This window comes from Fibrobacter sp. (assembly GCF_045601785.1).
GTDB lineage: Bacteria > Fibrobacterota > Fibrobacteria > Fibrobacterales > Fibrobacteraceae > Fibrobacter.
The window spans coordinates 1-5622 of the sequence record NZ_JAZSAF010000017.1; the positions used below are offsets into that span (position 1 = coordinate 1).

Sequence of the window (5622 nt, forward strand, 5' to 3'; positions counted from 1 at the left end):
CCGTCCTCAGTTCTACTTCCGCACCACCGACGTGACTGGCACGATCCAGCTGCCGGAAGGTGTCGAAATGGTGACTCCGGGTGACACCGTGACCATCCACGTGAACCTGATCGCCCCGGTGGCAATGGAAAAGCAGCTCCGTTTCGCAATCCGCGAAGGTGGCCGTACCGTTGGCGCTGGCTCCGTAACCGAAATCATCAAGTAAGGAATTATCATGGCTGGTGAACGCATTCGTATTCGCTTGAAGAGCTTCGACCATCGTATGATCGACCGCTCCGCTCAAGACATCGTGAATACAGCTAAGAACACTGGGGCACGCATTGCCGGCCCCATCCCTCTTCCGACGAAGATCCAGAAGTATACGGTGATTCGCTCTCCGCATATCGACAAGACTTCCCGTGAACAGTTCGAATCCCGTACGCACAAGCGTCTTATCGACATCCTTGATGCTACGCCGCAGACTGTTGATTCCCTCATGAAACTTGACTTGCCGGCAGGCGTTGAAGTCGAAATTAAGGTTTAATAACAATGAACGGTATTCTCGCAAAGAAATTGGGAATGACCCAAGTGTTCACGGAACAGGGCGAACGCGTTCCTGTAACGGTTCTCGAAGCCGGTCCGTGCGTGGTCGTTTGCCATAAGACAGAAGAGAAGGACGGCTACACTGCTGTCCAGATCGGCTTTGGTCTCAAGAAAGAACAGCGCGCCAACAAGGCTGAAATCGGCCACTTCAAGAAGGCTGATGTCGCTGTTCGTGAACACCTCGCTGAATTCGATGTCGCTGATCTCGAAGCCTGGCCGGTTGGCAAGGAATTCGGTGCAGCTGACTTCGCCGATGTGAAGATGGTGAATGTCTCTGGCCTCTCCAAGGGTCACGGCTTCTCCGGTACCATCAAGCGCCATAACTTCCACAGCGGTCCTCGTTCTCACGGTACGCACAACATGCGCGAACCGGGTGGTACGTCCGCTCACTCTTATCCGGGCCGAGTTTTCCCGGGCAAGCGTATGGCCGGTCAGTTCGGTAACAAGAAAGTGACCGTGAAGCACCTCCAGGTCGTCAAGGTTGACGGCGACCGCAACCTGATCTTTGTCCGTGGCGCAGTTCCCGGTGCAAAGAACAGCATCATCGTGGTGAGGAAAGACTAATGGCTACAGCAAAGCTTTTCGCCGCTACAGGCGATTTTAAGAATGATATTCAGCTCCCGGCCATGTTCGATCAGGAAGTCAACAAGGTCTGCATGTACTTGCATATCAAGGCTATCCTGAACAACAACCGTCAGGGCACTGCCCAGACCAAGAACAAGTCCGCCGTTAGCGGTGGTGGTCAGAAGCCCTGGAAGCAGAAGGGTACCGGCCGCGCTCGTTCCGGCCAGAACACCTCTGCAGTGTGGGTTCGTGGTGCCAAGGCTCATGGTCCGAAGTCCCATGACTACTTTGAAAAGGTGAACAAGAAGGTCAAGAAGATCGCTTTCCGCTCTGCTCTCGCTGCTAAGGCAGCCGAAGGCAAGGTGCAGGTGTTCGAAGCTCTCGCTTTCAACGCCCCGAAGACCAAGGATCTCCTCGCCGTCCTCAACAAGGCCGGTCTCGAACAGCGTAACGCTCTCTTCCTCGTGAGCGAAGCTGACAAGAACCTTTACCTGTCTTCTAACAACATTCCTTGGTGCCGTTGCGCACGCGTTGCCGATGTCAACACCTACGACATCGTTCGCGCAAACAACGTCGTCATCTCCCAGGCAGCTCTCGCCGAACTGGAAGGAGGCCGCTAATGAGTGAACTTCACGAAATCCTCGTTGCACCGCACATTACCGAAGCTACTGCCCGTCTGATGGCTGCTTCTCGCAATGACGTGCACAAGTATGTATTCAAGGTTGCCAAGACCGCAACGAAGACCGAAATCAAGGACGCCATCGAAAAGCGTTTCAATGTGAAGGTCGATTCCGTCAATACCCTTATCAACCGCGGCAAGATGAAGCGCGTTCGTATGGGCATGGTCGCCGGCAAGAAGTCCAACTGGAAGAAGGCCTACATCACGCTTAAGGCCGGGCAAAAGATTGCCGAGTTCGAAGGAGTATAATCATGGGTCTGAAGTCTTATCGCCCGCTTACCCCGACGCTGCGCTACAAGCAGATTGGTGACCGCAAGGAAATCACTGCGGACAAGCCGTACAAGCCGCTCACCGAAGGCATCAAGCGTAGCTCCGGCCGTAACAACGCCGGTGAAATCACCTCCCGCCGTCGCGGTGGTGGTCACAAGAAGCTGTATCGTATCATCGATTTCAAGCGCAAGTTCGCAGGCATCCCCTGCACCGTTGAAACGATCGAATACGATCCGAACCGTACAGCCCGTATCGCTCTGGTCAAGTACCTGAACGGCAAGCGCTGCTACATCATCGCCCCGAACGATGTCAAGGTCGGTGATGTGCTGAATTCTGGCGAAGGCGCCGAATTCCGTGTCGGTAACGCAATTCCGCTCCGCGATATTCCGCTGAACACCATTATCCACAACATCGAAATGAAACCGGGCAAGGGCGCCCAGATCGCCCGTTCCGCCGGTGCCGGTGCAGAACTGGTTGCCAAGGACGGAAAGCTCTGCCAGGTCAAGCTCCCGAGTGGCGAAGTTCGCTACATTCCGGAAGATTGCCTCGCAGTCGTCGGTCAGGTTTCCAATATCGATCACATGAATGAATCCTCGGGTTCTGCTGGCCGCTCTCGCTGGCTCGGTATTCGCCCGTCCGTCCGTGGTGTCGTTATGAACCCGGTCGATCACCCCCTTGGTGGTGGTGAAGGTCGTACCTCTGGTGGTCGTCATCCGTGCTCTCCTTGGGGCAAGAACTCTAAGGGTGCCAAAACTCGTAACAATAAGCGTACCGATAAGTTTATCGTACGTCGTCGTCAGAAGAGGGCCTAATTCATGTCCAGATCCCTTAAAAAAGGCGCTTTCGTGGATTCCCACGTTTTGAGCAAAGCCCAGGCGATGGCCGGTTCCGACAAGAAACAGGCTATCAAGACCTGGTCCCGTCGTTCCACCATCATTCCTGATATGGTCGGACTTACGTTCTCCGTCTATAACGGCAAGCAGTTCATCCCCGTCTACGTGACCGAAAACATGGTCGGCCACAAGCTGGGTGAATTCTCCATGACCCGCACTTTCCGCGGTCACCGTAAGACTGAAACCGCCGCTGGAGGAAAGAAATAATGCAAGCTGTTGCTAAAGTGAAAAACGTCCGTTACGGCGTTCGCAAGCTCCGTCGCGTTGTCGACCTGGTTCGCGGCAAGTCCGTTGCAGAAGCATTCGCAATGCTTTCTATTCTCCACACGCAGACCAAGGGTGCTCCGCTGGTCGAAAATGCTCTGAAGTCCGCTGTCGCTAACTTCAAGCAGAAGGCCGCTGGTGCCGTTGCCGCCGAAGAGCTGGTCGTCAAGACCATCACTGCCGACGGTGGTACCATCATGAAGCGTATCCACCCCCGTTCCCAGGGCCGTGCTTTCCGTATCGAAAAGCCGCTCTCCCACATCACAGTCGTTGTGGCCAACAAGGAGTAATTAAAATGGGTCAGAAAACTCATCCGAATGGTCTTCGTCTTGGCGTTATCCGCGGCTGGGAATCCAAGTGGTATGCCGAAGACAAGTTTGCCGATCTTCTTTATGAAGACATTACGCTTCGCCGCTACCTGATGAAGCGCTTCGAACATGCCTCCCTTTCCAAGGTCGGCATCGAACGCACCGTCAAGAAGGTGAATGTGAACCTCTTTACTGCCCGTCCGGGTATCGTGATTGGCCGTAAGGGCGAAGAATTGGAAAAGCTCAAGAGCGAACTCCAGTTCATCACCGGTAAAGAAATCTATATTAACGTCCAGGAAATCAAGCGTCCCGAAACGGATGCCAAGCTGGTTGCCGAAAACATCGCTCGTCAGCTCGAAAAGCGTATTTCCTTCCGTCGCGCCATGAAGCGCGCCATCCAGAGCGCAATGCGCGGTGGTGTTGAAGGAATCAAGGTGCAGTGCGGTGGCCGCCTCGGTGGTGCCGAAATCGCCCGCGTCGAAAAGTATGCCGAAGGCCGCGTGCCTCTGCACACTCTCCGTGCCGACATCGATTACGCTACTGCTATCGCCAAGACCGTCTATGGTGCCATCGGTATCAAGGTCTGGATCATGCACGGCGAAAAGATTGGCAAGGACGTCATGAACGACAACAAGAGAGAGAAGTAATATGCTGAGTCCTAAAAGAACATTACATCGTAAGCAGATGAAAGGCCGCATGAAGGGCATTGCCTCCCGCGGCAACTCCATCGCCTTCGGCGAATTCGGCATTCAGGCTCTTGAAAAGTGCTGGCTGACTGCTCGTCAGATTGAAGCCGCTCGTATCGCCATGACCCGTAAGATCAAGCGCGGTGGCCGCGTCTGGATCCGCGTCTTCCCCGACAAGCCGGTAACCCGTCACCCCGCTGAAGCCCGTATGGGTAAGGGTAAGGGCGCCGTCGAATTCTGGGCAGCCGTTATCCTCCCGGGTCGCATCATTTTCGAAATGGGTGGTGTCGAACGTGAACTCGCCATGGAAGCTCTCCATGTCGCAGCACAGAAGCTCCCCCTCAAGTGCAAAATCATCGAAGAATCGGAGATCTAATGAAAGCACGTGAATTGAAAGAACTGGGCGTTGACCAGCTCAAGGAAAAACTGGCTCAGTTGAATCTCGATTTGTTCAATTACCGTATGGCTGCTAAGCTCGGTAACTTGGAAAAACCCTCTTTGATCCGGGGTACCCGCAAGGATATCGCTAGGGTCAAGACCATCCTCACCGAAAAGGCCAAGGCATAAGCCGGGCAGGAGCAGGAAATGGATAGAAACCTTCGTAAGGTAAGACAGGGTGTCGTCAGCTCTGACAAGATGGACAAGACCATCACCGTCGTAGTTGAAAACCGTAAGCGTCACCCGGTGTACAACAAGATCATGACCACCACCAAGAAGCTCAAGGCTCACGATGAAAAGAATGAAGCCCAAGAAGGCGACCTGGTGGAAATCATGGAAACTCGTCCGCTCTCTGCAACGAAGCGCTGGCGCCTCGTCCGCATTGTAGCTAAGAAGAAATAATCGTTTTGGAGTAAGGCGAATATGATTCAAGAAGAAACCAGACTCGTCGTGGCCGATAACAGTGGAGCCAAGGAAGTCGCCTGCATCCGCGTTTTGGGTGGCACCAACCGTCGCTATGCCAGCATCGGTGATGTCATCAAGGTAGCCGTTAAAGACGCTATCCCCCAGAGCAAGGTGAAGAAGGGTTCCGTAGCTGACGCCGTCGTCGTTCGCACACGCAAGGAAATCTCCCGTCCGGATGGAACGTTCATCCGTTTCTCGGACAATGCCGTGGTTCTCATCACTAAGGATGGCGAACCCCGTGGAACCCGTATTTTTGGACCGGTGGCTCGTGAGCTCCGTGACAAGAAATACATGAAGATCATCTCCCTCGCACCTGAGGTTCTCTAATGGCAAACATCAAGAAGAATGATAACGTCAAGGTGATTTCCGGTGCCAACAAGGGCAAGACCGGCACCGTGATCAGTGTCAAGGGTGGCAAGGTGACCGTTTCGGGCGTGAACGTCCGCAAGCGCCACGAAAAGCCCTCCCAGACC

13 protein-coding genes and 1 pseudogene are annotated in these 5622 nt (G+C 54.2%); all 14 read left to right on the plus strand.

All coding sequences use genetic code 11. The features are described from left to right. A pseudogene (gene tuf, locus ACKI61_RS02995) lies at positions 1–205 on the plus strand (elongation factor Tu); the annotation flags it as partial. A 9-nt stretch (positions 206–214) separates the two neighbouring features. Continuing rightward, positions 215–523 carry a 30S ribosomal protein S10 gene (gene rpsJ / locus ACKI61_RS03000; protein WP_088626645.1) on the plus strand — a complete coding sequence of 103 codons (309 nt, stop codon included), beginning with the start codon at positions 215–217 and terminating at the stop codon, positions 521–523. A gap of 5 nt (positions 524–528) precedes the next feature. Beyond that, a complete protein-coding gene (rplC, locus tag ACKI61_RS03005; RefSeq protein ID WP_072980618.1) occupies positions 529–1146 on the plus strand; it encodes a 50S ribosomal protein L3 in 618 nt (205 codons plus the stop codon). Continuing rightward, positions 1146–1766, plus strand: a complete 621-nt coding sequence (gene rplD, locus ACKI61_RS03010; protein WP_073057022.1) for a 50S ribosomal protein L4 — start codon at positions 1146–1148, stop codon at positions 1764–1766. The genes rplC and rplD overlap by 1 nt, the downstream gene beginning before the upstream one ends. Then, positions 1766–2074 (plus strand): 50S ribosomal protein L23, encoded by a 309-nt coding sequence (rplW, locus tag ACKI61_RS03015; protein ID WP_407456326.1) that lies wholly within the window; start codon positions 1766–1768, stop codon positions 2072–2074. The genes rplD and rplW overlap by 1 nt, the downstream gene beginning before the upstream one ends. A gap of 2 nt (positions 2075–2076) precedes the next feature. Next, a complete protein-coding gene (gene rplB, locus ACKI61_RS03020) occupies positions 2077–2907 on the plus strand; it encodes a 50S ribosomal protein L2 (RefSeq protein WP_407456327.1) in 831 nt (276 codons plus the stop codon). A 3-nt stretch (positions 2908–2910) separates the two neighbouring features. Further along, a complete protein-coding gene (rpsS, locus tag ACKI61_RS03025; RefSeq protein ID WP_072980626.1) occupies positions 2911–3195 on the plus strand; it encodes a 30S ribosomal protein S19 in 285 nt (94 codons plus the stop codon). After that, positions 3195–3542, plus strand: a complete 348-nt coding sequence (gene rplV / locus ACKI61_RS03030; protein ID WP_072799941.1) for a 50S ribosomal protein L22 — start codon at positions 3195–3197, stop codon at positions 3540–3542. The genes rpsS and rplV overlap by 1 nt, the downstream gene beginning before the upstream one ends. A gap of 5 nt (positions 3543–3547) precedes the next feature. Next, positions 3548–4207 (plus strand): 30S ribosomal protein S3, encoded by a 660-nt coding sequence (rpsC, locus tag ACKI61_RS03035; protein WP_407456328.1) that lies wholly within the window; start codon positions 3548–3550, stop codon positions 4205–4207. A gap of 1 nt (position 4208) precedes the next feature. Further along, positions 4209–4622 carry a 50S ribosomal protein L16 gene (rplP, locus tag ACKI61_RS03040; protein WP_072980630.1) on the plus strand — a complete coding sequence of 138 codons (414 nt, stop codon included), beginning with the start codon at positions 4209–4211 and terminating at the stop codon, positions 4620–4622. Next, positions 4622–4813, plus strand: coding sequence for a 50S ribosomal protein L29 (rpmC, locus tag ACKI61_RS03045; protein ID WP_407456329.1), 192 nt, complete (start codon positions 4622–4624; stop codon positions 4811–4813). The genes rplP and rpmC overlap by 1 nt, the downstream gene beginning before the upstream one ends. Positions 4814–4831: 18 nt before the next feature. Beyond that, complete coding sequence (gene rpsQ / locus ACKI61_RS03050; protein WP_407456330.1) at positions 4832–5086, plus strand: 30S ribosomal protein S17; 255 nt, start codon at positions 4832–4834, stop codon at positions 5084–5086. Between the two features lie 21 nt (positions 5087–5107). Continuing rightward, on the plus strand, positions 5108–5476 hold the full coding sequence (gene rplN, locus ACKI61_RS03055) for a 50S ribosomal protein L14 (RefSeq protein WP_295682589.1): 369 nt from the start codon (positions 5108–5110) through the stop codon (positions 5474–5476). Beyond that, positions 5476–5622: KOW motif-containing protein (locus tag ACKI61_RS03060; protein WP_407456331.1), on the plus strand; the 147-nt coding region annotated here is incomplete at its 3' end. The genes rplN and ACKI61_RS03060, both read left to right, overlap by 1 nt.

Excerpts from the sequence above, each read along its gene's own strand:
- rpmC (WP_407456329.1), top strand. The coding sequence starts at position 4,622 with ATGAAAGCACGTGAATTGAAAGAACTGGGCGTTGACCAGCTCAAGGAA.
- rplV (WP_072799941.1), top strand. The coding sequence starts at position 3,195 with ATGCAAGCTGTTGCTAAAGTGAAAAACGTCCGTTACGGCGTTCGCAAG.
- rpsS (WP_072980626.1), top strand. The coding sequence starts at position 2,911 with ATGTCCAGATCCCTTAAAAAAGGCGCTTTCGTGGATTCCCACGTTTTG.
- rplC (WP_072980618.1), top strand. The coding sequence starts at position 529 with ATGAACGGTATTCTCGCAAAGAAATTGGGAATGACCCAAGTGTTCACG.
- rplD (WP_073057022.1), top strand. The coding sequence starts at position 1,146 with ATGGCTACAGCAAAGCTTTTCGCCGCTACAGGCGATTTTAAGAATGAT.
- rplP (WP_072980630.1), top strand. The coding sequence starts at position 4,209 with ATGCTGAGTCCTAAAAGAACATTACATCGTAAGCAGATGAAAGGCCGC.
- rplW (WP_407456326.1), top strand. The coding sequence starts at position 1,766 with ATGAGTGAACTTCACGAAATCCTCGTTGCACCGCACATTACCGAAGCT.
- rpsJ (WP_088626645.1), top strand. The coding sequence starts at position 215 with ATGGCTGGTGAACGCATTCGTATTCGCTTGAAGAGCTTCGACCATCGT.
- rplB (WP_407456327.1), top strand. The coding sequence starts at position 2,077 with ATGGGTCTGAAGTCTTATCGCCCGCTTACCCCGACGCTGCGCTACAAG.
- rplN (WP_295682589.1), top strand. The coding sequence starts at position 5,108 with ATGATTCAAGAAGAAACCAGACTCGTCGTGGCCGATAACAGTGGAGCC.
- rpsQ (WP_407456330.1), top strand. The coding sequence starts at position 4,832 with ATGGATAGAAACCTTCGTAAGGTAAGACAGGGTGTCGTCAGCTCTGAC.
- rpsC (WP_407456328.1), top strand. The coding sequence starts at position 3,548 with ATGGGTCAGAAAACTCATCCGAATGGTCTTCGTCTTGGCGTTATCCGC.